At 59.1% G+C, this 26,028-nt stretch carries 21 protein-coding genes; 12 read left to right on the top strand and 9 right to left on the bottom strand.

Annotated elements, in window-relative coordinates; all coding sequences use genetic code 11:
* Positions 1 to 162: 162 nt before the first annotated feature.
* Positions 163 to 1,215: an aldo/keto reductase gene (locus ACA048_RS13730; RefSeq protein ID WP_497629608.1), complete on the top strand. Its 1,053-nt coding sequence runs from the start codon at positions 163 to 165 to the stop codon at positions 1,213 to 1,215.
* Positions 1,216 to 1,349: 134 nt separating this feature from the next.
* Here the strand turns inward: ACA048_RS13730 and ACA048_RS13725 are convergent, their stop codons facing one another.
* From ACA048_RS13725 to ACA048_RS13705, 5 genes are all read right to left on the bottom strand, one after another.
* Positions 1,350 to 2,735 (bottom strand): aldehyde dehydrogenase family protein, encoded by a 1,386-nt coding sequence (locus ACA048_RS13725; protein ID WP_497629607.1) that lies wholly within the window; start codon positions 2,733 to 2,735, stop codon positions 1,350 to 1,352.
* 71 nt (positions 2,736 to 2,806) lie between these two features.
* Positions 2,807 to 3,133, bottom strand: a complete 327-nt coding sequence (locus ACA048_RS13720; RefSeq protein ID WP_497629606.1) for a Rieske (2Fe-2S) protein — start codon at positions 3,131 to 3,133, stop codon at positions 2,807 to 2,809.
* Between the two features lie 28 nt (positions 3,134 to 3,161).
* Positions 3,162 to 4,898 (bottom strand): GMC oxidoreductase, encoded by a 1,737-nt coding sequence (locus ACA048_RS13715; RefSeq protein ID WP_497629605.1) that lies wholly within the window; start codon positions 4,896 to 4,898, stop codon positions 3,162 to 3,164.
* Between the two features lie 79 nt (positions 4,899 to 4,977).
* A complete protein-coding gene (speB, locus tag ACA048_RS13710) occupies positions 4,978 to 5,937 on the bottom strand; it encodes an agmatinase (RefSeq protein ID WP_497629604.1) in 960 nt (319 codons plus the stop codon).
* A 17-nt stretch (positions 5,938 to 5,954) separates the two neighbouring features.
* Positions 5,955 to 7,046 (bottom strand): polyamine ABC transporter substrate-binding protein, encoded by a 1,092-nt coding sequence (locus ACA048_RS13705; RefSeq protein ID WP_497629602.1) that lies wholly within the window; start codon positions 7,044 to 7,046, stop codon positions 5,955 to 5,957.
* 101 nt (positions 7,047 to 7,147) lie between these two features.
* Here ACA048_RS13705 and ACA048_RS13700 point away from each other — a divergent pair, with 101 nt between their 5' ends.
* Complete coding sequence (locus ACA048_RS13700; RefSeq protein WP_497629601.1) at positions 7,148 to 8,041, top strand: LysR family transcriptional regulator; 894 nt, start codon at positions 7,148 to 7,150, stop codon at positions 8,039 to 8,041.
* A gap of 120 nt (positions 8,042 to 8,161) precedes the next feature.
* Complete coding sequence (locus tag ACA048_RS13695; RefSeq protein WP_497629600.1) at positions 8,162 to 9,637, top strand: nucleobase:cation symporter-2 family protein; 1,476 nt, start codon at positions 8,162 to 8,164, stop codon at positions 9,635 to 9,637.
* Between the two features lie 125 nt (positions 9,638 to 9,762).
* Here the strand turns inward: ACA048_RS13695 and ACA048_RS13690 are convergent, their stop codons facing one another.
* Entirely contained in the window at positions 9,763 to 10,686 is a 924-nt protein-coding gene (locus ACA048_RS13690; RefSeq protein ID WP_497629599.1) for a carbon-nitrogen hydrolase family protein, read from the bottom strand.
* A gap of 289 nt (positions 10,687 to 10,975) precedes the next feature.
* Between ACA048_RS13690 and ACA048_RS13685 the strand changes: the two genes are divergently transcribed.
* The 9 genes from ACA048_RS13685 to ACA048_RS13645 all read left to right on the top strand — a co-directional run bounded on the left by ACA048_RS13685 (position 10,976) and on the right by ACA048_RS13645 (position 21,994).
* The gene (locus ACA048_RS13685) at positions 10,976 to 12,265 is read left to right on the top strand and encodes an acyl-CoA dehydrogenase family protein (RefSeq protein WP_497629598.1); all 1,290 of its coding nucleotides are present in this window, start codon (positions 10,976 to 10,978) and stop codon (positions 12,263 to 12,265) included.
* 48 nt (positions 12,266 to 12,313) lie between these two features.
* Complete coding sequence (locus ACA048_RS13680; RefSeq protein WP_497629597.1) at positions 12,314 to 13,447, top strand: saccharopine dehydrogenase family protein; 1,134 nt, start codon at positions 12,314 to 12,316, stop codon at positions 13,445 to 13,447.
* 20 nt (positions 13,448 to 13,467) lie between these two features.
* Positions 13,468 to 15,024, top strand: coding sequence for an AMP-binding protein (locus ACA048_RS13675; protein ID WP_497629595.1), 1,557 nt, complete (start codon positions 13,468 to 13,470; stop codon positions 15,022 to 15,024).
* 69 nt (positions 15,025 to 15,093) lie between these two features.
* Positions 15,094 to 16,332, top strand: a complete 1,239-nt coding sequence (locus ACA048_RS13670; protein WP_497629594.1) for a thiolase family protein — start codon at positions 15,094 to 15,096, stop codon at positions 16,330 to 16,332.
* 61 nt (positions 16,333 to 16,393) lie between these two features.
* On the top strand, positions 16,394 to 17,188 hold the full coding sequence (locus ACA048_RS13665) for an SDR family NAD(P)-dependent oxidoreductase (protein WP_497629593.1): 795 nt from the start codon (positions 16,394 to 16,396) through the stop codon (positions 17,186 to 17,188).
* 11 nt (positions 17,189 to 17,199) lie between these two features.
* Entirely contained in the window at positions 17,200 to 17,595 is a 396-nt protein-coding gene (locus tag ACA048_RS13660; RefSeq protein WP_497629592.1) for a hypothetical protein, read from the top strand.
* 97 nt (positions 17,596 to 17,692) lie between these two features.
* Positions 17,693 to 18,169 carry a 2,4'-dihydroxyacetophenone dioxygenase family protein gene (locus ACA048_RS13655; protein WP_140668826.1) on the top strand — a complete coding sequence of 159 codons (477 nt, stop codon included), beginning with the start codon at positions 17,693 to 17,695 and terminating at the stop codon, positions 18,167 to 18,169.
* A gap of 80 nt (positions 18,170 to 18,249) precedes the next feature.
* On the top strand, positions 18,250 to 20,613 hold the full coding sequence (locus ACA048_RS13650) for an arylsulfatase (RefSeq protein WP_497629591.1): 2,364 nt from the start codon (positions 18,250 to 18,252) through the stop codon (positions 20,611 to 20,613).
* Positions 20,614 to 20,725: 112 nt separating this feature from the next.
* Positions 20,726 to 21,994, top strand: a complete 1,269-nt coding sequence (locus tag ACA048_RS13645) for an anaerobic sulfatase maturase (protein ID WP_497629590.1) — start codon at positions 20,726 to 20,728, stop codon at positions 21,992 to 21,994.
* 3 nt (positions 21,995 to 21,997) lie between these two features.
* On the opposite strand, the gene ACA048_RS13640 is transcribed toward ACA048_RS13645, so the two are convergent.
* The 3 genes from ACA048_RS13640 to ACA048_RS13630 all read right to left on the bottom strand — a co-directional run bounded on the left by ACA048_RS13640 (position 21,998) and on the right by ACA048_RS13630 (position 26,025).
* Positions 21,998 to 23,665, bottom strand: a complete 1,668-nt coding sequence (locus ACA048_RS13640; protein ID WP_497629589.1) for a long-chain-fatty-acid--CoA ligase — start codon at positions 23,663 to 23,665, stop codon at positions 21,998 to 22,000.
* A 9-nt stretch (positions 23,666 to 23,674) separates the two neighbouring features.
* Complete coding sequence (locus ACA048_RS13635) at positions 23,675 to 24,508, bottom strand: SDR family NAD(P)-dependent oxidoreductase (RefSeq protein WP_497629588.1); 834 nt, start codon at positions 24,506 to 24,508, stop codon at positions 23,675 to 23,677.
* Positions 24,509 to 24,624: 116 nt separating this feature from the next.
* Complete coding sequence (locus ACA048_RS13630) at positions 24,625 to 26,025, bottom strand: DUF1254 domain-containing protein (protein ID WP_497629587.1); 1,401 nt, start codon at positions 26,023 to 26,025, stop codon at positions 24,625 to 24,627.
* Between the last annotated feature and the right edge of the window lie 3 nt (positions 26,026 to 26,028).

Raw genomic sequence — 26,028 nt, 5'->3', positions numbered from 1 at the left:
CCAGCCGAGTGATCTTGCCCTGTTCGTTGAGGGGGCCGGTGGTCGCCCCGTTTGACCCCTTAGGGAAAAGCGTATTGACGGCAAAAATTGCAGGCATCATATTTAATACATGTCGCTAGACATTTAAATTCAATCCCGGCGTCTTTCCTCAGGAGTCACCCCATGCATTACAAAGTCTTCGGCCGCAAAACCGGCTTGCGGGTTTCGGAACTGGCGCTGGGCGCCGGCAATTTCGGCACCGGTTGGGGTCATGGCGCAGAGCGTGACGAAGCCAAGCGTATTTTCGATGGCTACCTGGAGGCCGGCGGCAACTTTATCGACACAGCCAACGGCTATCAGGCCGGCCAGTCGGAAGCGATGCTCAGCGAGTTCATTGCCGCCGAACGTGACCGGTTGGTGGTCGCGACCAAATTCACCATGGGGACTACACCGGCCGCCGGCATTTCCCACACCGGCAACAGCCGCAAGAACATGGTGCGCGCCGTCGAGGAAAGCCTGAAACGGTTGAACACTGATCACATCGATCTGTTCTGGGCGCACATCAGCGATGGCGTGACGCCCATGGAAGAGATCCTTCGTGGCTTCGACGACCTGGTGCGTGCCGGCAAGATTCACTACGCAGGCCTGTCGAACTTCCCGGCCTGGCGCATCGCCCGCGCCGACGTACTGGCCGAAGTGCGCGGTTTTGCGCCGATAGTCGCGATTCAGACCGAATATAGCCTGGCCGAACGCACCGCTGAGCGGGAATTGTTGCCGATGGCGCAAGCACTGGGGCTGGCCGCCACGTTGTGGTCACCGCTGGGCGGCGGTTTTCTCACCGGCAAATACCGCACCAGTGATGAGAACAACCGCGCGACGAAACTTGGCATGCTGATTCACAGCGAAAAAAGCGCCCATGAAACAGCCCTGCTCGACACCTTGCTCGCGGTGGCGGCGGAGCTTGAAACCACGCCGACTCACGTGGCCATTGCCTGGTTGCGGGAAAAAGCCAAACGCTCGACGACGGCGCTGATTCCGATTCTGGGCTCGCGCACCCGTGAACAACTGGATGCGACGCTGGGGGCTCTGGCTGTGCAGATGAATGCCGAGCAGTTATCACGACTCGATGGGGTCAGCGATGTGGCGAAGGGTGTTCCACATGAAATAATTGCCGGGTCGGTTGCGCGGTATACCGGGGCTGAAACCCTCCATTTACCTATCGTCCCAGCGGCCTGATACACATCAAAAACTGTGGCAGTGAGCCTGCTCGCGATAGCGACATTCAGCATCTTTGTCGAATGTGCTGGCCTCATCGCGAGCAGGCTCGCTCCCACGGTTTTGCAGTGTTGTACCCCGATGGACTACCACCCCTATGGCATCAGCTTGTTGACGATCACTCGCTCAACCCTGTGCTTGTCATAAGGCGGATAGCGAACTCCAGGGTCGATCGCGGTGCTGTGATGAAGCACACCGCGCGCATTGGTAAAGGCCTCGAATCCCCAGCGCCCGTGATACTTGCCCATACCGGAATTGCCCACCCCGCCGAATGGAAGCTCGGGAAACAGCGGATGGATCGCGCAGTCATTGACCTCCGCGTCGCCGGAGCGTGTGAACGCCAAAATCTCGTTCACTACATCATCGTCCTCGGAAAATATGTACACGCCCAGTGGGCTAGGCCGGTCGTTGATCCACTGGATAACGGCGCCGATCGAATCAATCTCAAGCACCGGCAGGATAGGGCCGAAGACCTCTTCCTGCATGATGGGCGAATCCACCGCAACATCGACCAGCACAGTCGGTGAGATGTACAACTCGTCAGGGTCAGTCTGGCCGCCAGCGACAGCCGTGCCGCTGGCGAGCAACGCCGCCAGACGTTCGAAGTTGCGACGGTTGATCACGCGTCCGTAGTCTGGACTCTGCTTCGGATCATCACCATAGAACTCGCGGATCGTGTCCTTCATGTGCTGCACGAATTCGTCCTTGACCTGCGGCCAGACCAGCACATGATCGGGCGCGGTACAGATGTGGCCGGAATTGGCAAAGCGCCCGTAGGCGATACGCCGTGCAGCAACCTTCAAATTGGCCGAGGAATGGACGATGGCAGGGTTTTTGCCGCCCAGTTCCAGCACGCAGGGGGTCAGGTTTTTCGCGGCGGCCTGATGCACAATCTTGCCCACCGATGGGCTGCCGGTGAAGAAAATCATGTCCCACTGGTGTGCCAGCAAAGCCGAGGTCTCGGAGACAGCCCCCTCTACGACCGCGACCACGCGCGGATCGAAATACATTGGCACCAGGCGTGCCACAGCGCTGGCACAGTGAGCCGCAACCTCCGACGGTTTCAGCACCGCCGTGTTGCCGGCGGCCAGCGCTGCCACCAAAGGGCCGAAGAGCAACATGAGCGGTTCATTCCACGCACCGATGATCAACGCAACGCCCAGCGGATCGCGATGTACGCGGATATAGCCAGGTTCGAACACCACAGGCATCGGCTCGTGCAGCGGCTCCATCCATGACTCGATGTGCTGCAGGGCGTAAGCCGCCTCCTTCGCGCAGTAGTTCACATCCATCAGGTCGGCATCGTTGACGTTGCGGCGCAAGTCCTTCCAGAGTGCGTCGCACAACTCGTCGTGATGGTCGGTGAACAAGGCCTTGACCGCTTCGAGCTGGGTCTTGCGCCACGCCAGCGAGCGCGTATGGCCCTCAAGGAAGTAAGCACGCTGATCAGCGACAAGCGATGAATAATCCGGTATCGACATGGTGAATTTACTCCCGGGAATGTGGCGCGCGATCCTTGTCGCTGGCGCCTGTATCCAGTGACTTACATCGCTCAGATGCGCACTGAAATCTCGCCATCCTGCTCGCGAACTTCGTAAGTGGGCAGCGCTAACGTCGAAGGACCGCGCTGCACCGCGCCGGTGGTGATATCGAACCGGGAGCCGTCACAAGGGCACATGAGCGTCGTGCCGGTGAGGATGCCGGCCGATAGCTGGCAGCCGTCGTGCGGGCACATGTCGTCGAAGGCAAACAGTTGTGAGCCGATACGGGCGACGGATACGCGCGTCTTGCGATCTTCCAGGTAGAACGGGGTAACCAACTGGCCAGTCAATCGGGAAGACGGGCCCAATGGGCAGTAGTTGACCTTCGAGCTCGGCATGTTCGGCTCCTGTGCGTGAACCTTCGATTCAGTACGGATACTCAGGGATCACTTCGTAATCGGGCTTGTTGAACCGCAGTGCGCCGGGCGCCTGCGCCGGCACAGCGGGCTTGAACGGCATGATGGGTGTCAGGCGCTTGTACCCGGAGCCGACCGAAGGCCTCGGGTCGGTGTCGCCCTTGTTCGGCCAGAACGACATGGCCCGCTCCGCCAACGCCAAAATGGTGAGCGACGGATTGACTCCCGGGTTGGCCGGCAGGACGCTGCCGTCCATGACGTGCAAACCCTCGTAGCCGAAAACCCGCTGGTAGGGGTCGACCACACCCTTGTCGCTCGAGGCGCCGATCGGAATGCCACCGATAAAGTGTGCCGAGGCCGTCCGATTGATGACCTCAAAGTCCAGTGCCGCCTCGCGTCCGCCCATCTTGGCGGCAAGACGTTTTCCGAATTCGTCGGCCGTCGCAATGTGCGTGGGGGGTGCCGCGCCGGCGCCGTGACGGCTGCGCAGGATGCCATCCTTGAAGTACAAATCGAGGGAATTGTCAGAGGTCTGCATGCACAACAGGGTGAGCGAACGCTCCGACCAGTGCCGCGCGTCGAACGTCTGGCCGAGTGTCTGAAGCGGGTGCTCCACAAGGTGCTTGAGCCATGCTTCCGTCGGATGATTTTGTGGGCCGGAAGCATAGTAGGTGGTGGCGAGCGTAAAAAAGTCGCTGCCCACACCATAGGAGACAGGCTCGATGCTGGTGTTGGCATCTGGCCAGACGCCGGAGGTGATGGACACGCTGCCAGGGGAAATGATGAAACGGTCTGGGTCCTTCTTCCAGTCACGGTAGGGACGGGTAACTACAATGAGTGCCTCGGAATTGGTCCGGGCCAGTTTCCCGAGTTGATTCGACAGTCCGGTTAGCTTGTCGGCATCGCGCATGTGGTGCAGCAGCCGTGCCGAGCCGTAAGCGTGTGCGGAGACCACCACCTCTCGGGCCGTGTAACGATGGCGATCGATGTGTGCGACGCGCTGCATCCAGCCCGGGTGGGTGGTGAGCACTTCATAGCCGCCGCCTTCGAGTGGCGTCAGTTCGGTGACTTCGTGTAGATCATGAATGACGCAGCCATTCTTTTCCGCAAGGTAAAGGTAGTTCTCCGTCAGCTTGTTCTTGGCCCCGCGGCCGCAGCCGACCATGCAGTTGCCGCAGTTCACGCAACCGGTGCGGCGCGGTCCGGCGCCGCCGAAAAAAGGATCGTCGACTTCGACGCCCGGGGTGCCGAAGAAAGTCGCGACAGGCGCCTTGTTATAGGTATTACCATGGCCCATATCGGTGGCCACTTCGCGCATCAACCGGTCCTTGTCACTGTCCATGTAGGGGACGCGGGTCACGCCCATCATGCGTTGGGCCTGATCGTAGTACGCCGGCAACTCGTCGTACCAGTCGGTGATGTAGGACCATTCCGGTGCGGCGAAGAACTTCTTCGGCGGCACGTAGAGGGTGCTGCCGTATACGTGCGAGCCGCCGCCGACGCCGGCGCCGTGGAGGACCAGCACGTCGTCGAGGAACGTCAGGCGCTGTAAGCCGTACATTTGCGCTTCAGGCTGCCAGAGGTAATTACGGACATCCCAGTTGTTCTTGGGGATCGCGCTGTCAGGCCAGCGCCGTCCTGCCTCCATCACGCCGACCCGGTAGCCTTTTTCAGTCGCGCGCAAGGCGGCAACGCTGCCGCCGAACCCGGAACCGATCACAATCAAGTCGTAGTCAAAGTCAGACATGGCAGCACCTCATTCAGGCCTGATTGGTGAGCTTAGACTCGATTGGATAAATGGGTTAAATAAACCAGAAAAAGAACACTTAGCGGTCGACTTTGTGTTTTGCCGCATACAAACACAGCATTTCCATCGCCAATGTTGCCGCCGCCAGTGAGGTAATGTCCGCGTGGTCATAGGCCGGTGCGACTTCGACCACGTCCATGCCCACCAGATTGATCCCGCGTAATCCGCCCAAAATCTCCAGCGCCTGCACGGTGCTCAAGCCACCGCAAACCGGAGTCCCGGTACCAGGCGCAAATGCCGGGTCGAGACAATCGATATCAAACGTCAGGTACACCGGGTTATCCCCTACCCTCGCCCGGATCGCCTCGACAATCGTCTCACAGCCTTGGCGATGCACCTGACGCGCGTCCAGCACCTGGAATCCCTGGTGATCGTCATTGGTGGTGCGCAAACCGATCTGCACCGAACGCGACGGATCCACCAGCCCTTCCTTGGCCGCGTGCCAGAACATGGTGCCGTGGTCGACCCGTTTACCGTCCTCGTCCGGCCAAGTATCGCTGTGGGCGTCGAAGTGGATCAGCGACAACGGACCATGTTTGCGCGCATGGGCCTTGAGCAGCGGATAGGTAATAAAGTGGTCGCCGCCGAACGTCAGCATCGCGCTGCCGCTGTTCAGGATGTGCTCGGCGTGGGCCTCGATACTTTCCGGCACCGTGTGTGGCGAACCGTAATCGAAGTCGCAATCACCGTAGTCGATGACGGCCAGGTGATCGAACGGATCAAACGTCCATGGCCAGTGGCGCTCCCAGGCAATCCCGGTGGACGCGGCGCGAATCCCCCGTGGTCCAAAACGTGCGCCGGGGCGGTTGCTCGTGGCGGTGTCAAACGGGACACCGCTGACCGCGACGTCGACACCGCGCAAGTCGCGACTGTAGCGACGGCGCATGAAACTGGTGATGCCGGCGTAGGTGCTTTCGGCGGCAGTGCCATAGAGGCTGTCGCGGGTCATGGCTTGATCGTTTTGCATCGGGACGTCCATGGTGATCTCCTTTTTAATTATTGTTGACTACGGAAGGTGGTCCACAGGCGCGTGCGCGACCGCATGTCCTTGAGGCTCATGCTCTGGTCGGCGTACAGGCGTGCACGCATATCGGGCAGTGGAAAGATGTCCGGGTCGGTGCGCACGGCTTCATCCACCAGCGGGGTGGCCGCCTGGTTGGCCGTGGCGAAGAACAGCGTATTGGTCAGCGCCGCGACGGATTCGGGGCGCAACATGAACTCGATAAAGGCCCGGGCTTCTTCGGGGTGCTGTGCATCCTTGGGGATCGCCAGGTTGTCCTGCCAGACCAGCGTGCCCTCCTTGGGAATCCGGTACGCCACCTCAAAAGGCTTGTTGGCCTTGCGCGCCTGATCAGCGGCCATGCTGGCGTCACCGTTGTAGGTCAGCGCCAGGCAAACGCTGCCATTGGCCAGATCGCTGATCTGCCGCCCGGTGGCGACGTACAGCACATTGGGCTGCAACTGGTGCAACAACGCCTCGGCGGCGGTCAGATCAGCCTTGTCGTTGCTGTAAGGATCTTTACCCAGATAATGTAGCGCCAGGCCGATGACTTCTTGCGGCGAATCGAGAATCGCGATGCCGCAGTCTTTCAGCTTGCTGGCGTATTCCGGTTTGAACAGTAGATCGAGGCTGTTAAGTGGCACATTCGGCAGGCGTTTCTGCACCGCTTCGACGTTCATCCCCAAACCCAGCGTGCCCCAGGTATACGGCACGCCATAGCGATTGCCGGGATCAACGGCGGCCAGTTTTTCCAGCAGATCCGGGTCAAGGTTGGCGTAACCCTTGAGCCCTTCGTGGGGGATTTCCTTCAGCGCACCGACTGCCAGCCCACGGGCCAACACGCTTGAGGATGGCACCACCACGTCATACCCACTGCCGCCTGTGAGCAGTTTGGTTTCCAGCACTTCCGAAGAGTCGAACGTGTCGTAGCGCACGTGAATCCCGGTTTCCTTTTCGAACTGCTGCAAGGTTTCGGGCGCCACGTAATCGGCCCAACTGTAGAGGTTGACGATCTTTTCCTGCGCCTGAGCCGACACAGCCATGGCGAGGAACAACGCGGGGAAACACAGCTTGAACATGGGAGCCATGACGAACACCTGACCAGAGGAAGTGGTTGCAGGTTGCGCGCTCGGTTACATTGGCGAAATATCAAGTTTGTTAACCTGACTTTATGGCGGAGTAATGTTTGATGCTCGGGCAACTTCACGACCTCGACCTGCAACTGCTGCGCCTGTTTGTGCGCGTAGTCGAGTGCGGCGGTTTCAGCGCGGCCCAAGGTGAGTTGGGCTTGAGCCAATCGAGCATCAGCCAGCAAATGGCCAAGCTCGAAACCCGCCTCGGCTATCGCTTGTGCAGTCGCGGCAAGGGCGGGTTCAAGATCACGCCCAAAGGCGAACAGCTGTTGACCGCGACGCGCGGGCTGTTTGAGTCCATCGAAGCGTTTCGTCATCAATCCAACGGCGTGGCGGGCAGATTGATAGGCGAAGTGCGCCTGGGGCTGTCCGAAGCCCTTGATCAATCGGTGCTGCAACGGGTGGCGGACGCGATACGGCGCTTTCGTGAGCGGGACGAATCGGTGCGCATCGAATTGATCAGTGCCATGCCCGGCGAAATGGAACGCTTGCTGCTGCAGCAGCGACTGGACCTGGCCATCGGCTATTTCTCCCAGGTGCAGAGCGCGTTCGACTACCGCGAGCTGTTCACCGAAACCCAGCACCTGTATTGCGCGCCCGGTCATCCGCTGTTCACCGATGACGCGCCGAACGACGAAGCGCTGCAAGCCTGCGACCGGGTCGATCATCCCTACCGGTTTCTGCGCAGTGACGAACCGTTTCAAGGAAAACTGTGTTCGGCGCGCTCTGAGCAGGTCGAAGGCACCCTCGCCTTTATTCTGTCCGGCAAACACGTGGGGTATTTGCCCAATCACTTTGCCCACAGCTGGGAAGACAAAGGTTTGTTGCGCGCCGTGCGCCAGGGCGAAATGAGTTTTGAGGTCGCGTTCCATCTGGCGCGACATCGCGCTCAGGTGCCGGGGGATGCGCAAAAGGCGTTTGAGCAGGATTTGCTTGCTGCATTTACCTGAAAGTAAATGTGGCGAGGCGGCTGTGTATACGACCGCTGTATCGTTTGCCCTCAGTGCCCGCTGCTGGCATCCTGCGCCTCCATTTTCTGACCCGGCCCGCCTTTTGGCACGCAACCCACCATGACCGCCTCTGAAAAAGCCCCCGCTGCGCGTAATAACGACCTGATTTACGGCCTCAACGACCGACCGCACCTGACAGCCACCGTCTTCGCCGCCCTGCAACATGTGCTGGCCAGTTTTGTCGGCATCATTACGCCGACCCTGATCATGGGCGGCGCCCTCGGCCTGCAAAGCGAAATACCGTACCTGATCAGCATGGCGCTGTTCGTTTCGGGCCTGGGCACCTTTGTTCAAGCCCGACGGTTCGGCCCGGTCGGCTCTGGCTTGCTGTGTCTGCAAGGCACCAGTTTTTCGTTCATCAGTGTGATTCTCAGTGCCGGGTTCATGGTCAAGGCACGGGGCGGCGGCACCGATGAAATCCTCTCGACAATTTTTGGCGTGTGCTTTTTTGCGGCGTTCATTGAAGTGGCGCTCAGCCAGTTCATCGGCAAACTGCGGATGCTGATCACCCCAGTGGTCACCGGCACCATCATCACCTTGATGGGCTTGTCGCTGATCAAAGTGGCCATGACCGACATCGCCGGAGGCTTCGGCGCGCCGGACCTCGGCGCGGCCAGTCATTTGGCGCTGGCGGCCCTGGTGCTCGGCACCATCGTGCTGTTGAACCGGGTCGATGTGCCGTTTCTGCGCCTCGGCGCCATCGTGATCGGCCTGACCCTGGGCTATGTCGTGGCCTGGCTGATGGGCGACGTCAATTTCGCCAGCCTGCCCGACGTACCGCTGATGAGCGTGCCGCTGCCGTTCAAGTACGGCTTCAACTTCGACTGGGTCGCGTTTGTGCCGATCGCAGTTATTTTCCTCGTGTCGCCGCTGGAAGCCGCCGGAGACCTTACCGCCAATTCGATGATTTCCCGGCAACCGGTGAAAGGCCCGATCTACATTCGCCGGATCAAATCCGGCCTGCTCGCCGACGGCCTCAACTCCGCCATGGCCGCCGTGTTCAACAGCATGCCGATGGTCACGTTTGCGCAGAACAACGGCGTGATCCAGCTCACTGGCGTGGCCAGTCGTTACGTGGCGTTCTTCATCGCCGGTTTGCTGGTGCTGTTGGGGTTGTTCCCGATGATCGGCGCGGTGTTGCAACTGATGCCAAAACCGGTGCTTGGCGGCGCCGAACTGGTGATGTTCGGCACCGTGGCGGTGGCCGGGATCAAGATCCTCGCCGAAGCCGGCCTGCATCGACGCAATATGCTGATCGTGGCGATTTCCCTCGGCATGGGCCTGGGCGTAGCGACGGTGCCTGAGGTGTTGCGCGAGTTGCCACTGGCGCTGCACAACATTTTTGAATCGCCGATTACCGTCGGGGCGTTGTGCGCTATCGTGTTGAATATATTCCTGCCCGAGGAGTTCATCGAACTGGAAGAAGACGATTTCGATCCGCAAGCCTCGATCCTGCCGGTGATGGAAAACCCCGATGTGCCGGCCAAGGCTGAACCTGCAATGCCTGGGGCTGTCGCACAGTGGAACCGCTCGTAAGGAAACACATTAAGTGTGATCCCCACAGACCCCATGTGCGAGCCTGCTCGCGATATCGATTAGACATTCAACATTTTTGTCGACTGATCCACCGCTATCGCGAGCAGGCTCACTCCCACAAGGGGTTATGCGGTGAAGCGCACACCGGGCTTGGCGCGTTCATCCACCGTCAACTCAAACACATCCGGCCGCGCATAGTGCCCGACCACGTCGTAGTCATAGCGGGCGCGAACCAGATCGTCCGTGTCGATTTCAGCCGTCAGTAACCCAGGTCCATCGCGCAACGGCCCCGCCAGTACATCGCCCATCGGCCCGACTATCACACTGCCCCCGGCAATCAGAGGCCGATCCACCGGCCAGTTGGCAATCTCCACGGCCAAGGCGTGCGGTGAGTCCTGGACCTGACAGGCGCTGACCACAAAGCAGCGTCCTTCATGGGCGATGTGGCGCATGCTGACTTGCCACATCTCGCGCTCGTCCACCGTCGGCGCACACCACACCTCAATGCCTTTGGCGTACATCGCGGTGCGCAGCAGCGGCATCATGTTTTCCCAGCAAATCACCGCGCCGATTCGTCCGACCTGACTGTCGATGACCGGCAACGTCGAGCCATCGCCCTTGCCCCAGATCAGCCGTTCGGTGCCCGTGGGCATCAGTTTGCGGTGTTTGGCGATCAGTCCGGCCTGCGGGTCGAAATACAGTGCCGTGCAATGCAGCGTACTGCCCGCACGTTCAATCACACCGATCACCAGATTGGCCCCAGTCCGCGTCGACAACCCGGCCAGGGCTTCAGTCTCGACCCCTGGCACGTCAATGGCGTTGGCGAAATACCGGGCAAACGCTTCACGACCCTCCGGCAATCGATAACCCAGTTGCGTGCCAAACCCTTCGCCCTTGGGGTAACCGCCGAGCAAGGCTTCGGGCATCACCACCAATTGGGCTCCAGACTCGGCAATGGCGTTTTCCCAGGCAAGAATCTGCGCCAGGGTGTCGGCCTTGCCACCGGGCAAGGCGCCGATTTGCAGCGCGGCAACGATTGACTTGGGCATTGCGGTGACTCCATTGGCATCAGGTATTGCTCATTCTCCGACGCCGCAGGGTCATGAATAAAGCCCGACTCGCTGCTGAATGATATGAACAGCATGAATATCGCGCCGTCGACCTCAACCGGCTCAACGTCTTCGAAGCGCTGCATCAAGAGCCCACAGTGAGCCGGATGTAACATTTCTCGAGCGCCGTCCTCCCCCTCTTCAATGGGGGGGTTTAAACGATCAAACCACGTCATTTTCCTACCCCAGAACACAGATGCATCTGAACGCCAATAACAGGCGCAGGGGTATGACAATGATCAAGTTGCACGACACCTTACAACTACCGGATGTAGGACTGACCGGCTTCGAGACGCCGCTTAACGAAGTAGAGCGCGCCGTCCAGCATTCCGTGCACCAATTCGCCAAGAACGTTCTGCGCCCCATCGGCCAGGAGCTCGACAAAATGAGCGCCGACGATGTCTGCGCCCCCGGTTCACCGTTCTGGACGGTCTATCAGGAAGCCGCAAAGCTGGGACTTACCCCTGATTTCTTTTCCCAGTTCGAGCCCGACGTCGCGATTCGGCTGGAATCGCTGATTGGCGAAGAGATGGGTTGGGGCGATGCCGGCCTGGGCGTCTCGTTGGGCGCTGCGGGCTTCCCTTTGCAGATGGCAATCTCTGTCGGCAATCAGGAACTGGTGGAGCTGTGCACCGGCAAAGTCGGCTGCTGGATAATCACCCATCCGGACAAGGGCAGCGACATCATGGTCTACGACATGAAGCGCGAATGGCCCAAGGATCAGGTCGGTAACAAAGGCAGCCTCACCGCCAAAGTCGGCAAAGACAACATCGTCCTCAATGGCCAATGCTCGGCCTGGGTGTCCAACGGTGCAGTTGCTCAGATCGCGCTGGCGTACATCTCCGCCGATTACGGTGACGGCTATTTCGATGCCGACGGTCGGCCGTATGGTCTGGCGGTCATCATTCCGCTGGACCTGCCGGGCGTTTCCCGTGGCAAACCGCTGGACAAGATTGGCCAGCGCTCGCTGCCCCAAGGCGAGATTTACTTCGACAACGTCACCGTACCGCGCCGTTTTGCGGTCGCAGAGAAAGACCAGTACTACGGCAATCAATCGTCGGCGTGGTCCTACGCCGGCACGCACATGTCGCAGGTTTTCACCGGTGTCGCCCGCTCGGCTTTTGAGCTCGCCTTGCAGTATTGCCACGAGCGCAAACAGGGCGGCCAGTTACTGATTGACCATCAGCTGACCCGTTATCGCCTGGGCGACATGATGCGTCGTGTCGAATTGTCACGCAGTGTCGCGCGGCGCTCGCTGGCCTACGCCCGCCTTACCCCGTACACCCATCCTTACGCCACCGCCTCGGCCAAAGTGACCGTCACCGAAGAATGCATGAAGGTCGTAAGCGAAGCCCTGCAACTGTTCGGCGGCGCGGGTACTTCTCGCGAATACCCGATTGAAAAGATCTTTCGCGACGCCCGCTCGGCACTGATCGAAGACGGCGAGAACTACATCATCACGATGCGTGTTGGCTTGCTGTGCCAACAACTTTATGCCGAAGGCTGGTCGCAGCACTGACCTCGACACCCCATCCAGCAATACTCCAAAAACAAGAGAGCTCACAAAATGGCTAAATACCCTGTAGTAGTTTACGGCGCCAGCGGCTACACCGGCATGCTGACAATGGATTGGTTGATTGACCAAAACATCCCGTTCACAGCCGTGGCCCGAAACGCCAAGCGCGCGCAAGAAATGATGGCGCAACGCGTGGTTCGTCTGGAATCGGCCACCTACGAAATCATCGAAGCCGACCACACCGTTGAAGCACTCACCCACGCCTTCAAAGGCGCCAAGGTCGTTTGCAACACCGTCGGCCCATTCGTCCACTTCGGTCTGACCACCGTTGAAGCAGCACTCAAGGCGGGTTGCCATCACCTCGACACCACCGGGGAACAGGGCTACATGCGCCAGGTCCGTGAGCAGTTCGGCGAGCTGTATGCGCAGGCCGGTCTGGTGGTGTCACCCTCGCTGTCCTACATGTACACCTACGCTGAAATCGCCGCCGAACTGGCCCTGGAACACCCGGGCATCGACGCGCTGGAAACCTCGACACTCTGCCGTGGCCCGCGTGGCGGAGCAGCCGGTGTCACCGTCGGTTCGACCGCATCGATTTTCGAGCTGTTTCGCTCCGAACAATGCTACCTGTGGGAGAAAAAGCTCGTACCGCACGCGATGGGCACGTCCTTCAACATCGCCTCGCCTGACTTCTTGACCCCGGTCTTCGCCTTGCCATGGGGCGGCACGTCGCTGCCGGTGTATTTCGAAAATGACCCACGGGTGCGTTCCTGCGTTTCTTGCGTTGGCTTCTACGACAACGACGTCATGAAAATGGTGCATGCCGTGGGCCAGAAGTGGGAGTCAGAGTACAAGTTTCTGCCACCCGAACAGCAGGACGCCGTCATCCAGCAATTGGTCCAGTCGACCACGCCGACCATGCCACCGCGCGAACGTACCACCATTACGCGCATGGTCGATACCGCCATCGGCCGCGGCCAGCTCTCTGCAGTACGCGCCACTGTTCACGGCGCCACCGCTTACATCGCCACCGGCGCCTTGCAGACTGCAGCGGCGATCAAACTGATCGATGGCGACACCAACAAGGTCGGTTTCGTTTCCGGCTCCAAAGCCTTCGGTCATCGCTACCTGTTGGGCTTCCTCGAAGAACGCGGTCTGGCGCGCGCCACCGTTACCCAGCTCTGATCCGGAGTACAGGAACCGAAATGGCAATTATCGATTTTTATGACCGCGGGTGGCGCATAGATCCCGCCGCCATCGCCTACATCCAGGGCGAGCGTGCCTTTACCTTCCATGAAATCGGCGAATTGTCCTGCCGCATCGCCAACGCCCTGCTGGCACTGGACCTGCCGAAGGAAACCAAAGGCGCGATCTGGGCCGGCAATGACGTCACGGCGTGGGCCTGCACCCTGGGGCTGTGGCGCGCGAACATGACGTGGATTCCGGTCAACGGGCGCAATGCCGTCCAGGAAAACACCGACATTCTCGACGCGTTCGATTGTGACGTGATGTTCTACCAGCACGAATTCGCAGCAGCGATGGCCGACATCCGGCCTGCACTGCCGAAGATCAAGCACTGGATCTGCATCGACGCCACCGACGGCGATACACCGTCGCTGGACACCTGGACCGCAGGCCAGCCGTCGACGCGTCCGGAAGTCGCCTATGACATGGACGACGTGGTCATGCTCTCGCCCACCGGCGGCACCACCGGCAAGCCCAAAGGCGTGATGAATACGCATCGCAGTGCGCAAACCTTCATTGCGCACTTCATGCTCGCGTGTGCTTATCGCGACGGGCTTAAACCGGTGAATATGGCCGCCGCGCCAATGACCCACACCGCAGGTCTGCTGGCAGTGCCCTGCACCGCGCAAGGTGGCACGGTAGTCGTGCTTCCAAAACCTGATCCAGCGTTGATGCTGACATCCATTGCACAACACAAGGTCAGCGAATTCTTTCTGCCGCCGACGGTGATTTACAAGCTGCTGGAAATCCCCGGCATCGAAAAGGTCGACTTCTCCTCGGTGAAATACCTGCTGTACGGCGCCGCGCCGATGTCAGTCGAGAAGCTGAAAAAGGCCATCGAAATCTTCGGTCCGATCATGGCCGGTGGTTATGGTCAGACCGAGGCCCCGGCGAGCATCGCCAACCTGCGCCCGGACGAGTATCTGGTAAACGGTGAACTGGCCAGTGACAGCCGTCTGTCCTCGGTCGGCCGCCCCAACCCGCTGATTCGGGTCGAAATGATGAACGATGCCGGGCAGATTCTGGACCGGGGTGAAACCGGTGAAATTTGCGTGCAGGGCGACCTGATCATGAAGGGCTATTACAAACAGCCGGAAGTGACCGCGCAAACCATCGTCGGCGGTTGGCTGCACACCGGCGACATCGGCCATATCGACAGCGAAGGCTACCTGCACCTGACTGATCGCAAGAAAGACATGATCATCACCGGTGGCTTCAACGTCTATCCGAGTGAAGTCGAGCAAGTCTTGTGGAGCCACACGGCTGTACAGGACTGCGCCGTGATCGGCGTGCCCGACGAGAAATGGGGCGAGGCGGTCAAGGCAGTGGTTGAACTCAACCCCGGCCATACCGTTACGTCGCAGGAACTCATCGATCTGTGCAAATCCCGGCTGGGTGGCGTCATGGCACCCAAAACCGTGGACTTCGTTGACAGTTTGCCACGCAGCCCGGTGGGCAAGGTTCTGAAGAAAGACCTGCGTGCCCGCTACTGGGACGGCGCGCAACGCCAGATCTGATTCACCGCCCCTCGCCCCCACCATCGTAAAACGGCGCCGCAGTCATGCGGCGTCCGTCAGGAGAGTTGCATGAGCACTATCTACATTGCCGGCATCGCGATGACAGTTTTCGGCCGTCATCTGGAGCGCAGCCTCGACGACCTCGCGCGCGAAGCGCTGGAAGGCGCACTGAAAGACGCCAACTGCAGCCGCCAGGACTTGGGCATCGCGTTTTATGCCGGGATGACCAACGGCCCGCTGCAAGGCCAGATTTCCATCCCGGGCCAGGTCGTGTTCAGCAAGATCGGCATTGAGGGCATTGCGGTCTACAACGTGGAAAACGCCTGCGCCTCTGGCAGCTCGGCGTTCAACCTAGCCGTGCAAAGCCTCCAGGCTGGCACGACCGATGTCGCTCTGGCGCTGGGCGCCGAAAAAATGAACATTCCCGACAAAGCGAAGGCCTTCCAGATTTTCGAAGGCGGATGGGACGTCTCTCGCGTTGAGGATAACTACCAGACGCTGGTCAAAATGGGTGAAGGCGTCGAGATTCCCGAAGGTTCGGAGTCGGACAAACCCTACAGCAGGTTCATGGCAATCTATGCCGCCATGTGCCGCTATCACATGAAAACCTACGGCACCACGCAACGGCAGATCGCGGCGGTCTCGGCCAAGAACCATACCCATTCGGTGCACAACGCGTTTTCGCAGTTTCGCAAGCCGTTCACCATCGAAGAAATCCTCGCAGCACCACCGATCACCTACCCGATCACCTTGCCGATGTGTGCACCACTTTCCGATGGCGCCGCGGCGGCAATCCTCTGCACCGAGGAAGGCCTCAAACGTATCGGCGCGGATCGCAGTCGCTGCATCAAGGTGGCGGCCAGCGTGATCCGCAGTTTCAGCCATCGTCGCCTCGATCAGCCAGAGCTGAACATCGCGCGACGTGCAGCCGACCACGCTTATGACCTCGCAGGGCTGAGCCCGGACGATATCGATGTCGCCGAAGTGCATGACGCCTCGGCCATGGGCGAAATCATCCAGGTCGAAAACTTGCGCCTGGCCGAACCCGGCATGGGCGGACCGTGCGCCGAACGCGGCGACTTCACGCTCGGCGGACGCATTCCGGTCAACACCTCTGGCGGTCTCGAATCCAAGGGCCATCCCCTCGGTGCTACCGGCATCGGGCAGATTTGCGAGCTGGTCACGCAACTGCGCGGTGAGGCCGGCAAACGCCAGGTCGAAGGCGCGCGCCACGGCATTCAGGAAAATGGTGGCGGATTGCAGGGCATCGAAGAAGCCGCTGTCGCCATTCACATTCTCAGTAAATAGGTCCCCTGCTTTTCGATTGGCGATGGCAGGCGAAACATCAAAACAAGAAGGATAAAAAGACATGTTTCAAAACAAAGTGGTGGTCATCACCGGCGCAGGTTCCGGTATTGGTCGGGAGTTGGCAATTCAACTGGCAGAGGCCGGTGCGCGTCTCGCCCTGTCCGACATCAATCGTGCCGGTCTCGACGAAACCCTGCGGCGCCTGCCCGCCGGTAGCAACGCCAATAGTTATTTACTGGACGTGGCGTCATGGGACGCGTTTCAAGCCCATGCCGACGAGGTCAAACGCGATTTCGGCACCGTGCATTACGTCATTAACAATGCGGGTGCCACCGTCGTGGGTACGGTCGCCAACACCTCCATTGAAGAGTACGAATGGCAACTGGGCATCAACCTGTGGGGCGTCCTCTACGGCACCAAGGCGTTTTTGCCAATGATGCTGGAGCAGCGCGAAGGTTGCGTCGTCAACATTTCGAGCATTTTTGGACTGCTGGGCTATCCGGTGCAAAGCGCCTACAACATGTCGAAATTTGCCATTCGCGGCCTGACCGAATGCCTGTGGTCGGAACTGGAAAACACCGGCGTACGCGCGGTGTGCGTGCATCCGGGCGGGATCAAAACCAACATCGAAAAAGCCAGCCGCCGCTGCAAGGCCGCCGGAGTGGAAGAAGAAAAGTTCGCCACCCTCGCCGCCGGCATGCTGCTGACCCCTGCCGAGGAGTGTGCCGCCGACATCATCAAAGGCCTGCGCAGAGGCTCGAAACGCATCATGACCGGGAACAAGTCGAGAACCGTGTTCTGGGTGAGTCGACTGTTCCCGAACAGCTATCCGAAACTGCTCAAACTGATGGCTTGAGGAATCGAATCATGCAAACCAAATACTCCAATGGACTGTTCAAGTCCGCCGCTTGCTTCAACGTACTTGCCGGCCTGCCAATGCTGATAGCCCTGCGTCCGGTTGCCGATCTGATGGGACTGGAGATCACGCCGACGTCTGCCCTGTTCATTCAAATCACCATGGGACTGGTGGTTATGTTTGGTTGGGCATACTGGATGGTCAGCCGCGATCCGGTTCGTTTCAGGCCCTACATCGTGCTCGGGCTGCTCCTGAAAATCATGGTAGCCATCCTCGTAGTTGGGCATTGGCTGGCGGGCAGCATCCCTTTGCAACTGCCGGCCCTGGCATCGGGTGACATCCTCTTTGCGGTGTTGTTCTGGCGTTACTTGAGCGGCAGCCGACTGGCTGCGGCACAGCGCTGCTGATCATCCCCCTCGCCAATGGGGGGGTGGTAAATGCGCAGGCGATACAGGATGCCTCTAAACACCGTGAACACTCTCACCCCACAAGAGAACAACAAAAATGTTTTATGAAAACATCGATACCGCCTCGATCGACGCCGATGACCTGCCGTGGGTTCCCTTCACGCCTTACAGCGATGAAGTCTTCATCAAATACCTGAAGTGCGACCCGATTCGCGGCGAGACCATCACCCTGCTCAAGGCTCCGGCGGGCGTTCCTCTGGCCAAACATCATCATTCCGGCACGGTCGTCGTCTACACCATCAAGGGTGCCTGGAAATACCTGGAACACGATTGGATTTCGAAACAGGGCGGCGTGGTATTCGAAACCGCCGGCACCAGTCATACCCCGATCGGGTTGACTGAATATGGCGATGAAATCATCACCCTGAACATTACGGTGGGTGACCTGCTGTATTTCGACGACAACAACAACCTTGTCGCCATCGAAAACTGGAAATCCAGTGTCGAGCGTTATCTGGCGTTCTGCAAAGCCAATGATATCGAGCCCAAAGACATCACCAGCTTTTCGGTCTGATCAGCCTCCCAGTGTCGCAGGCGCCCGGTTTCGACCAGGTGGCTGTGTTGTTGCAATTACAAGAAAAAACGGAGACATCCATGTCCCAGAAGCTGCAACCCGCCGGGCGGTTCACATTAAAACTCTGCGCGCTGCTGGCCAGCTCGGTCGCCTCTGCACAAGACTCGCTGCCCTTCCCGCCGACGCCTTCGGCCAGTGACGCCCAACCGACGCTGCAAGCATCGAAGCATCAAAAACGCCAGCAGCAATCTCACTTGCCGGCCGACGCGCCGAATATCCTGGTGATCATGCTCGATGATGCCGGCTTCGCGCAGTCCGACACCGTCGGCGGTGCGATCCATACGCCGACCCTGAGCCGGGTTGCCGACAGCGGCGTGCGCTACAACGCCTTTCATACTGCCGCGATCAGCTCCGCCACCCGGGCCGCGTTGTTGACCGGACGCAATCACCATCGCGTCGGCAATGGCGTGATTGCCGAACTGGCCACCGACTGGGATGGCTACACCGGCAAGATTCCGAAAAGCTCGGCGACCATGGCCGAAGTGCTCAAGCAATACGGCTACAGCACCGCTGCGTTCGGCAAATGGCATAACACCCCGCCGATGGAAACGACGGCTGCCGGCCCATTCGATAGCTGGCCGACCGCCTACGGCTTCGAACATTTCTACGGTTTCCTGGCCGGCGAAACTTCCCAGTACGAGCCGCGCCTGTACCGCGACACCACGCCTATCGAACCACCGCGAGACCCGAAATATCACCTCAGTGAAGACTTGGCGAATCAAGCGGTGAACTGGCTGCAGGATCAAAAGACCTACGCACCGGACAAACCGTTTTTCATGTACTGGACACCGGGTGCCGTGCACGGCCCCCACCAGGTGAACGCGCAGTGGGCAGACAAATACAAAGGCAAGTTTGACGGTGGCTGGGATGCTTATCGCGCACAGACATTCGAGCGCCAGAAAGCCCTCGGGTTTATTCCGCAGGATGCCGTCCTCACGCCGCGCCCAGCGGAAATGCCCGCCTGGGACAGTTTGTCGGCTGAGCAGAAACAGTATCAGGCACGCTTGATGGAAGTGTATGCCGGCTTCATGGAACACGCCGACACTCAGGCCGGCAAGATCCTCGACGAGCTGGAACGTGAAGGGAAGCGCGACAACACGCTGATCTTCTATGTATTTGGCGACAACGGTGCTTCTGCCGAAGGCATGGAAGGCACGATCAATGAGTTGCTGGCACAGAACGGTATTCCTGTGCCCAAAGAGCAACAGCTGAAAGTCCTTAACGACATGTACGGTGGCCTGCCGGCGCTCGGCGGTCCAAAACTGGAAAGCATGTACAACTCGGCTTGGGCCTGGGCAGGTTCGGGGCCGTTTGTCGGCACCAAACTGGTCGCCGGGTACTTCGGTGGGACTCGCACGCCGCTGGCCATTTCCTGGCCGAAACAGATCAAGGCAGATGCCAAGGTTCGCGGTCAATTCCACCATGTGAACGACATCGCCCCGACCGTCTACGACGTGCTGTCGATCACGCCGCCCAAAGAGGTCAACGGTATCGCTCAAGACCCAATTGACGGTGTGAGCATGCGCTACACCTTCAATGACGCTCAGGTGAAATCGAAAAAACCGGCTCAATACTTCGAAGTGTTTGGCAGCCGCGGCGTTTACAAGGACGGCTGGATGGCTTCGGTGTTCGGCCCGCGCAAACCTTGGGTACAAGGTTTCGCCCAGTTCATGGGATGGAATCCTGAGAAGGATCAATGGTCGCTGTTCAATCTGCAAGATGATTACTCCCAGGCCAAAGACGTCGCCGCGGCCAACCCGGAAAAACTGGCTGAGCTGAAAGCGGAATTCGACGTGCAGGCCAAGGCCAACCATGTTTACCCGATTGGCGCGGGTCTGTACCCGTTCCTCAATCCGGCTGCACGGATTGCCACCACGCAGCACGAGTGGCACTTCAGCGATCGCATCCAGCGCTTCCCTGAGTTCGCCGCACCGAACCTGCGTAGCCAGAACAGCAAAGTTGTTGTCGACGCCGATGTTCCAGCCAGCGCCAGTGGCGTGCTGTATGCGTTGGGCGGTATTGGTGGCGGGGTCAGCTTGTATATGGATGACGGCTTCCTGGTTTACGAATACAACGACCTGGCCATTGCTCGCGTCAAACTCCGGTCCACCGAACGAGTACCCGCCGGCAAAGTCAGCATCGAAGTACTCACCACGATGTCGTCAGCCAAACTCGGTGCACCCGCCAACTTGAGCTTGCTGCTTAATGGGAAGGAAGTTGCCAAAGGCGTGACGCCGTTTACTCCGTCCTTGACGTTCACCGCGAGTGAAACCTTCGACGTGGCTGAAGACTTGGGATCGCCGGTCACCCTGGACTACTTCGAACGTGCGCCCTTTGCCTTTAATGGCAAGGTCAACGATGTTCACGTGACTTACTTGCCTTAACCCTCAGCGCTGCCCCCCAATCATGGGGGGCGGCCAACCTACGCTCACCCCCTAGCCTCTTGCATTGGAACCGCACCGATCCGCGACGCGGTCCGAACGTAGCCTGCCGACCATGCCTACCCACGAAACCCCGCCCCAGGGCTTGCACCTCATGGCCAAACCCGTCGGGCCGATCTGTAATCTCGATTGCAGTTACTGTTTCTATCTGGAAAAAGAACAGCTTTATCCTCCCCGAGAGCGCTTCAGCATGACCGATGACGTGTTGCGCTTATATGTGCAGCGCTACATCGACGCCCAGACCACCCCCGAAGTCGAATTCACCTGGCAAGGAGGCGAGCCGACGCTGCTCGGCCTGGATTTCTTTCAACGTGCGATCGCGTATCAACGTCAGTTCGCGGGGACGAAAGTCATTCGTAATACGCTGCAGACCAACGGCACCTTGCTCAGTGATGATTGGTGCGAGTTCCTGGCTCGCGAACGCTTCATGGTCGGGATCAGTCTCGACGGTCCACGTTTCGTCCACGACCTGTATCGCCCCGACAAGCGCGGCCGCTCAAGTTTCGACGAAGTCATGCGTGGGCTCGGACTGCTTAAACAACACGGCGTCGATTTCAATGTGCTGGTCACCGTGGCACGCGATGTCGCTCGATATCCCCTGGAAATCTACCGTTTCCTGAAAGCTGAAGGCGTCCGTCATATCCAGTTCAACCCAGTAGTAGAGCGCCAGCCGAGTGCGCCGCAGGTCAGTCGGGGCCTGCACTTTGCCGTCCCACCGGAGCTGCGTTTGCACGCGGTGCCAGAGCCCGCAGTGGTGACAGAACAAACCGTCGAGCCAGCGGCCTATGGTGATTTTCTTATCAAGGTTTTCGACGAGTGGGTGCGCCAGGACGTCGGTGAAGTTCACGTGATGAATTTTGAATGGGCGCTAGCCTCGTGGTGCCAGTTGCCCGCGTCGGTATGCCTGTTCAGCCCGCGCTGCGGCAAAGCGGCAATCGTGGAGCACGACGGCAATGTCTATTCCTGCGATCACTACATGTACCCCGAGTATCTGCTGGGGAATCTGAAGACCGATGACCCCTCCGTGCTACTCGCCTCCCCCGCACAACAAGCCTTTGGCGCGGCCAAGGAAGAGACCCTGCCGACGTACTGTCAGCAATGCGATTACCGCTTCGCCTGCCATGGCGAATGCCCGAAAAACCGTTTCATGAGTGCGCCGAATGGCGAGCCGGGCCTGAATTACCTGTGCCCGAGTTACAAGAAATACTTCCGCCACCTGACGCCCTACATGAATGCCATGGCCCAACTAGTGAGCCACAAGCAACCAGCGGCCTTGATCATGCAGGCGTTTTCCGGCCCGCTGATCGTGCCGCTGAATAAATAGCCCTTAGCCGGGAAAACGGTAGTCGCGGAACTGTTCGCGCAGCGTCATTTTCTGCAACTTGCCGGTGGCGGTATGCGGCAGCGCGTCGACGAAAGCCACGTCGTCAGGCAGCCACCACTTCGCCACGCGGCTTTCCAGAACTGTCAGTAACTCTTCTTTGCAAGCGGTCTTGCCGGGTTTGAGCACCACGACCAGCAACGGGCGCTCCTGCCATTTCGGATGAGGGATACCTATCACAGCGGCTTCAGCAACGGCTGAATGGCTGAGGGCGGCGTTTTCCAGGTCGATGGAGGAAATCCACTCACCGCCCGACTTGATCACATCCTTGGCGCGGTCGGTGATTTGCATGTAGCCATCACTGTCGATCGTTGCAATGTCACCCGTGTCGAGCCAGCCCTCGCCATCGAGAATCTGCCCACCTTCGCCGCCGTAATACTGGCTGGCAATCCACGGCCCCTTGACCAGCAATAGACCAGAAGCCTTGCCATCGCGCGGCAGTTCAGCGCCCTCTTCATCAACAATTTTCATCGACACACCGAACAACGCCCGCCCTTGTTTGGCCTGCAAGTCGAGCACTTCTTCGAGTGATGCATTGCGGTGTTTCGGCAACGGGATGCAGAGGGTTCCGAGCGGAGACATCTCTGTCATGCCCCACGCATGCAAGACACGGGCGTCAAAGAACGTTTCAAACGTCTCGACCTGACTGCGCGGTGCCGCAGCCCCACCGATGACCACCCGGTTCAGGCACAGCTCGGTCGCCGGTTGCAGCGCCTGTGCCTCGACATGTTGTTGCAACATCATCCACACCGTTGGCACGCCAAGCGCCAGGGTAACGCGTTCATCGCGCATCAACGAGTACAGGCTCTCGCCGTCCAGCGCAGCACCCGGCAGCACCAGTTTGGCGCCACACATCGCGGCGGCATAGGGCATGCCCCACGCATTGACATGGAACATCGGCACAACCAGCAACGCCGAATCCGCCGAAGACAAAGCAAAACCGTCCGAAGTACACAGCGCCAGCGAATGCAGGATCGATGAGCGGTGCGAATACAGCACGCCCTTCGGATTGCCGGTGGTGCCCGAGGTGTAACACATCGATGACGCGGTGCGCTCATCGAACTCCGGCCAGCTGAAATCACTGCTCTGTTCGGCGATCAGGTCTTCATAGCAGATCAGGTTGGGCACATTGATCGCCGGCATTTGCTCACGGTCACACAGGGCAATGAAGCCCTTGACGGTTTTCAGATGCGGTGCGATTTGCTCGACCAATGCCGCGAACGACAGATCGAACAGCAGATACTGATCCTCGGCGTGATTGGCGATGAACTCGATCTGCTCGGCGAACAACCGTGGGTTGATCGTATGCAGCACCGCGCCCATGCCCGAGACGCCGAAGTACAGCTCCATGTGCCGGTAACCGTTCCAGGCCAGGGTGCCAATTCGGTCACCGGGTTGCACACCCAGCGCAACCAGCGCATTGGCCACCTGTTTGGCACGGCGGCCGATGTCGGCATAGGTACAGTGATGGACCCAGCCATCGGCGGTGCGCGAGGCAATTTCGGTGTGGGATGCGCCTTCAGCGCATGTTCGAGTACGGAAGAAATCAACAGCGGTTGATCTTGCATCAAGCCCAGCATGGTTTTGAGTTCCTTTTATTCTTGTTTGAGTCAACGCAGAAAATCACAGGTAGCCGATCTTCCGGGCGTCGCTGAGGATCACCCGGCGCATCAGCCCCAAGGACAGGCGTTTGAGGTGGAAGATCAGTTTGGCGAACGGCCCGACCAACACCAGGTCCTGGCCTTTTTGCACGGCGCGAACCATCGCCTCGGCGACCAGCTCCGGTTCACAGCCCTTGGCTTTGTAGTACGCCTGCAGTCGCTCGATCTGCTCTTCACTGATAGAAGGTGAAATAGCGCTGCGGGACTGGGTGATGGCGGTATTGATAATGCCGGGACAGACCGTGGTGATGCTGACGTTGGAGTTGGCCAGTTCCATCTTCAAGACTTCGCTAAAACCGAATACGGCATGTTTAGAGGCTGCGTATGCACCCATGGTCGGTGACGGATAGATGCCCGCCACCGAGGCCACGTTGAGCACATGGCGCACCCCGCCGGCCCGGAGCATTTGCGGGATGATGTAAAAGCAGCCATGGACCACGCCCATGAGGTTGATGTCCATGACCCGCCGCCAGTGGGTCAGGTCGCTCTGGAGAAACTGGCCCAGGTAACCAATTCCGGCGTTGTTGATCAGCACATCAATCGGTCGCAATTTCATGTACGGATGCTCGGCGAACGCCTGCATCTCATCGCTATTCGAAACATCGAGTTGATGGATCATGCAGATGGCTCCCAGCGCAACGATGTCGGTTTGCAGCTGTTTCAGCGCTTGCGAATTAACGTCCGTGGCGATGATGTGCGCACCACGGCGGGCAAATGCAAATGCCGCTGCACGCCCGATGCCAGACGCGGCGCCGGTGATCATGACTTTCTTGTTTTTGAGTTCGGGGATGGCCATTGGGATGTTCCATGAATGGAGGGCTTGCGCCAGCGATGCTCGTTGCTTTCGCTGGGTTGCAGGAGGCGAAAAAGTCACTGTTGTAAACCACTTTCGCCATCACTGAGACGTTCCGATTACATCACCTGTTCCAGGGGCGGCGCAGTCCATTGGCCCGACAACGCCTGCTCTTTCGGCCAGTACAAACGCATGTACATGGCAAACGGGCCTTTTGGCGCAGGCAACCAGTTGGCTTCCTTGTCCTGGCCGGGTGAGTCGTGCTGGATGAACAATGTCACGCCACCGTCCGCATCGCGCTTGAACTGGGGCAACATCGGCGAGTTGATCAAATAACGATTGAGAGGATTGTCGACCAACCAGCTCCCTGGCAGTTCATACATCGTCAGTGACCAGAACGCATTGACGGGAGGCAGTTGATCAGGCGAAAAACGCAGGCTGTAGCGCTTGCTGCCATCCAGTTTTTGCTTGTCGGCATCGACACGATAAAACGGATACATCGCCTCTTGCCTGGAGGCGCCATAAATACCAATCGTCCCGAGCATGCGGTTCAGGTAGTTATTCTTCATTGTCTCGCGCGAGCCGAGAATATCGCCCGAGGTCAGCGTTCCCGCATTGAGCTGTTGGACCCCACCCGCAAAGTCAGCCCAGGCATCGGCAATGCCTTGCTCGAAAGCCGCCTTGATCTCAGGGTTGAGTTTGGCTGGGTCGAACTCTTTGCCAGCGCCGATACCGATCTTGGCAAAGCGCGCCATCAGTTCTTTTTCCGAAGGATCTGTCGGGCAAAACTGCAGCAGGAAATTCAGTGTACTGAACAGCTGCAGAGAGGTTTTTTGCTCCTCACGGCTGAGCGGTTTGACGAAATCAATGGATGGCGCAGCTTTCGCCGGTGCTTGGCCGAGAAACGCCGATAGTGTCTGCACTGTGTAGCCGGCCTGCACTTTCTTCACATTGACGATATCGACTGGGTTGAATAGCTGCGTGCGATAGATAGCGAGAGTCAGATCCGTTTCAGCACGAAAGACTTTCTTTATGCCTTGGGGCGCATCACCTTTCCAATTCGGTCCGGCGACAAGATAGCTACCGCCCTCGTTACCGGTGCTGCGACTGCCGATATAGTCAGAATTGAAGGTGTAAAGATCAGTCAGCTGGACACTGTAGTAACGATTTTTCTCCACGGGAGCCATCGTCAGGACAACCGGTTCGGCGCGCAGATCGAGGCCTGCCCATGAATAGGGCGTATCCGAATTGGGCGTCTGGATCGCCTTGTCCGCCGGGGTGTAGACACGAGGCGTGTTGTGAATTTGATTCCAGGTACCTTTGTATTCGGGATTCTGAGGGTCCACGAAGTAGCCATACTGAACGCGATAATTGTCCACCATCGGGTACGCGTAAATGTAGGCTTCCTTGGCGATCGCGCGCGCCTCTTCCGGGCTCACATTTGCCTGGGCTTGAACAGCTGGAAGGCTAACCAGCAGAGCTGCAGCACACGCCATAGCTTTCAATCGAATACGGTTCATCGA

This window comes from Pseudomonas sp. LBUM1659 (assembly GCF_059716045.1).
Note: the sequence above shows the minus strand (reverse complement) of the source record. Positions and strands in the feature narration are given on the sequence as shown.

Bases quoted from the DNA above. Each gene is read 5' to 3' on its own strand.
- ACA048_RS13725 (WP_497629607.1), bottom strand. From the start codon at position 2,735: ATGTCGATACCGGATTATTCATCGCTTGTCGCTGATCAGCGTGCTTAC.
- ACA048_RS13655 (WP_140668826.1), top strand. From the start codon at position 17,693: ATGTTTTATGAAAACATCGATACCGCCTCGATCGACGCCGATGACCTG.
- ACA048_RS13635 (WP_497629588.1), bottom strand. From the start codon at position 24,508: ATGGCCATCCCCGAACTCAAAAACAAGAAAGTCATGATCACCGGCGCC.
- ACA048_RS13675 (WP_497629595.1), top strand. From the start codon at position 13,468: ATGGCAATTATCGATTTTTATGACCGCGGGTGGCGCATAGATCCCGCC.
- ACA048_RS13720 (WP_497629606.1), bottom strand. From the start codon at position 3,133: ATGCCGAGCTCGAAGGTCAACTACTGCCCATTGGGCCCGTCTTCCCGA.
- speB (WP_497629604.1), bottom strand. From the start codon at position 5,937: ATGGACGTCCCGATGCAAAACGATCAAGCCATGACCCGCGACAGCCTC.
- ACA048_RS13660 (WP_497629592.1), top strand. From the start codon at position 17,200: ATGCAAACCAAATACTCCAATGGACTGTTCAAGTCCGCCGCTTGCTTC.
- ACA048_RS13700 (WP_497629601.1), top strand. From the start codon at position 7,148: ATGCTCGGGCAACTTCACGACCTCGACCTGCAACTGCTGCGCCTGTTT.
- ACA048_RS13630 (WP_497629587.1), bottom strand. From the start codon at position 26,025: ATGAACCGTATTCGATTGAAAGCTATGGCGTGTGCTGCAGCTCTGCTG.
- ACA048_RS13695 (WP_497629600.1), top strand. From the start codon at position 8,162: ATGACCGCCTCTGAAAAAGCCCCCGCTGCGCGTAATAACGACCTGATT.
- ACA048_RS13645 (WP_497629590.1), top strand. From the start codon at position 20,726: ATGCCTACCCACGAAACCCCGCCCCAGGGCTTGCACCTCATGGCCAAA.
- ACA048_RS13690 (WP_497629599.1), bottom strand. From the start codon at position 10,686: ATGCCCAAGTCAATCGTTGCCGCGCTGCAAATCGGCGCCTTGCCCGGT.
- ACA048_RS13685 (WP_497629598.1), top strand. From the start codon at position 10,976: ATGACAATGATCAAGTTGCACGACACCTTACAACTACCGGATGTAGGA.
- ACA048_RS13730 (WP_497629608.1), top strand. From the start codon at position 163: ATGCATTACAAAGTCTTCGGCCGCAAAACCGGCTTGCGGGTTTCGGAA.
- ACA048_RS13715 (WP_497629605.1), bottom strand. From the start codon at position 4,898: ATGTCTGACTTTGACTACGACTTGATTGTGATCGGTTCCGGGTTCGGC.
- ACA048_RS13665 (WP_497629593.1), top strand. From the start codon at position 16,394: ATGTTTCAAAACAAAGTGGTGGTCATCACCGGCGCAGGTTCCGGTATT.
- ACA048_RS13670 (WP_497629594.1), top strand. From the start codon at position 15,094: ATGAGCACTATCTACATTGCCGGCATCGCGATGACAGTTTTCGGCCGT.
- ACA048_RS13705 (WP_497629602.1), bottom strand. From the start codon at position 7,046: ATGGCTCCCATGTTCAAGCTGTGTTTCCCCGCGTTGTTCCTCGCCATG.
- ACA048_RS13680 (WP_497629597.1), top strand. From the start codon at position 12,314: ATGGCTAAATACCCTGTAGTAGTTTACGGCGCCAGCGGCTACACCGGC.
- ACA048_RS13650 (WP_497629591.1), top strand. From the start codon at position 18,250: ATGTCCCAGAAGCTGCAACCCGCCGGGCGGTTCACATTAAAACTCTGC.